Genomic DNA, 2,804 nt, shown 5'->3' on the forward strand with positions numbered 1-2,804 from the left:
TATTCAAAAGAAGAAGTAAACTATTTAAATAAACTTGTTAAATTTTATGGCTTTTATAACTTAATCCTAGTTTGTGATTTAAATGGAAAATTAATAGTCACTAATGATGAAAATGCTGATGGAAAAAAAATAAATAGTGAAATATTATATAAAGAGAACTTTTCTCAAACAAAATGGTTTAAAGAAACATTAGCAAAAAAATATTCAGAAGATGCTTCAAAAGGATTTACTCAAGTTAATATTCAACAACCAGATTTTAATGAGCTAATTGAAAAAGTTTATAAAGAAAAAACATATTCAACTATTTTTTCTACCTTCATTCATAATTCTAAAGGAGAGCCCATAGCAGTATTAAGTAATCATGCAAATTTTTACTGGATTGAAAATACGGTAACAAGAATATATGATAATTTCGTAAATTCAAATATTAAAACATTGCATGTTTCAATGCTAGATAAAGATTATAATGTTATACTAGATTATAATCCATCAAAAAATGGATATAAAACTAAATTAATTCATGATGAAAAAATATTAAATAAATATAATTTAATAAAGTCAGGGCAACCAGCAGCCTTAAAATTATCTAAAGGCGAAGAAGGTACCTTAGAATCTGTAAATTCAAGATATAAAGTAAAACAAATAAATGCCTATAAAAATGTAGTTGGAAAAAAAATAGTTGATGATATTGGTTGGAAATTATTAGTTCGTTTTGATAGCGACGAAGCTTATGCTAGAACAAATCAATCTAGAAATATTTTTTTAGTTTTATTTCTTATATTATTCTTAATAATAATTGGAGCTAGCTCTTATTTTGGAACATTTTTAGCCAATAAATTAAAATATATTGCAAATAATTTATCAAAAGGAAATCAAATTTTAATTCAAACATCAAAAGAAGCCACTTCGGAAAGTCAAAAGCTAAGTTCATCTGCTACCCAACAAGCATCTTCTCTTCATGAGACCGTTACAGCAGTGAATGAAATTAATGCAATGATGAGTCGAAGCTCTGAAATGGCTATCAATTCTCAAAAAAAATCAGAAGAAAATATATCGAAAGTAAATGAAGGAAAAAACACAATAAATAATATGATTCGATCAATCAATAATATAAAACAAAGTAATCAAGAAATTATGGAAGAAGTTTTAGAAAGCAACAAAAATATTTCAAACATAATTAAAGTGATAAGCGAAATTGAAAATAAAACAAAAGTGATTAATGAAATTGTTTTCCAAACAAAATTATTGTCTTTTAACGCATCTGTTGAAGCGGCTCGAGCCGGTGAGCATGGCCGTGGCTTTTCTGTAGTTGCAGAAGAAGTAGGAAACCTTGCAAAAATGAGTGGAAGTGCTTCAAATGAAATTTCAACCTTGCTTGAAAATAGCATTCACAAAGTACAATCCATAGTAAATCAAACAAAAAATAATATTGATCAAATTTTAGCAAAATCAAAAAATACAATTAAAGAAGGTGAAGAAGTAAGCCAGGAGTGTGTGGCTATTTTTGAACAAATTTTAATAAACTCCGAAGAAGTTAATACCTTAGTTCTTGAAATAACAAACTCAGCTAAAGAACAAGCCAAAGGAATTTATGAAATTAATAATGCGATGCATGAATTAGATCATGTAACGAATCAAAATAATACTATTGCTGAAAAAACAACCCAAACCGCATATGAATTATTAAAACAAAGCAATGAACTTGAAATTATGGCAAAAAGTTTAATGGAAATTATTGATGGAAATGATTTGAAGATATTAAAAAGAATTGAGGCGTAAATATGTTTAAAAATATGTCTTTAAAATTAAAAATACTGTTATTAAGCATGTCTGGAGTTGTTACAATAGCCATTGTTTCAATAATTTTAGCAATAAGTAACTTTAATTCTCAAGAAAAGTTATTAAAGTCTAAAATGTTTTTAGCCTCCGAAGATCTCTCAAACTCCATTCAAGACCAATTTTATGAACGTTATGGAGATGTGAAAACATTTTCTCTTCATTTTAAAAATTTTTCGACAAACTCAAGAGAATATATCAATTACCTCAATCAAATTGTTAAATTTTATGGTATTTATAATTTAATTATAATTTGTGATTTAAATGGCAGACTTTTAAGTGTAAATGATGAAGGACCCGATGGAAAAAAAATAAATAGCGAAATACTTTATAAACAAAATTTTTCTAAAACCAATTGGTTCAAAGAAACAGTCGCTAAGAAATATTTAGAGGATCCAAAAAAAGATTTTACATTAGTTAATTTTCAAGATGCGAATTTTGACGAAATTAATGAAAGTGTTTATAAAGAAAAAATTTATTCTACTGCATTTTCAACTTTTTTTTATAATTCAAAAGGTGAACCCATTGGAATTATAAGTACACATCCGAATTTTAGTTGGGCAGAATCAACAGTCACAAGAATATATGATAATTTTTACAAACAAAATATTAAGACGCTAGAAATAACACTACTTAATAAAAATGGAGATGTTATCATAGATTATAATCCTTCATTAAACAATGGCAAAAAAGAATTGATGCATAATGAAAAAATACTTAATACTTTTAATTTAGTTAAAGAACAACATGAAGCAGCCCTAAGTTTAATGAAAGGAGAAGAGGGAGTCATTGAAGCAAAACATACTAGAAGGGATGATTTACAATTATGGTATGATCCCCAAAAAGTGGACTATTAAATTTCATAATTTTCTTCATATTCTAAAGGTGCATGATAATCAAGGGCAGAATGAGCACGAATTCGATTATAAAACACCTCTATATATTCTATGACTGAAGATTTTGCTTCT

3 protein-coding genes are annotated in these 2,804 nt (G+C 26.7%); 2 read left to right on the forward strand and 1 reads right to left on the reverse strand.

Annotation, left to right across the window (positions count from 1 at the left end; translation table 11 throughout):
* Window positions 1–1,779 (forward strand): methyl-accepting chemotaxis protein (locus ACIQ56_RS16420; protein ID WP_397602116.1); only part of this gene is annotated, 1,779 nt, incomplete at its 5' end.
* 2 nt (window positions 1,780–1,781) lie between these two features.
* On the forward strand, window positions 1,782–2,693 hold the full coding sequence (locus tag ACIQ56_RS16425) for a hypothetical protein (RefSeq protein ID WP_397602117.1): 912 nt from the start codon (window positions 1,782–1,784) through the stop codon (window positions 2,691–2,693).
* Here ACIQ56_RS16425 and ACIQ56_RS16430 read toward each other — a convergent pair.
* Window positions 2,690–2,804: IS3 family transposase (locus ACIQ56_RS16430; RefSeq protein WP_397602118.1), on the reverse strand; the 115-nt coding region annotated here is incomplete at its 5' end. The genes ACIQ56_RS16425 and ACIQ56_RS16430 overlap by 4 nt on opposite strands.

It is taken from the genome of Silvanigrella sp., from assembly GCF_044369315.1.
Classification (GTDB): Bacteria; Bdellovibrionota_B; Oligoflexia; order Silvanigrellales; family Silvanigrellaceae; genus Silvanigrella.

Bases quoted from the DNA above. Each gene is read 5' to 3' on its own strand.
- ACIQ56_RS16425 (WP_397602117.1), top strand. From the start codon at position 1,782: ATGTTTAAAAATATGTCTTTAAAATTAAAAATACTGTTATTAAGCATG.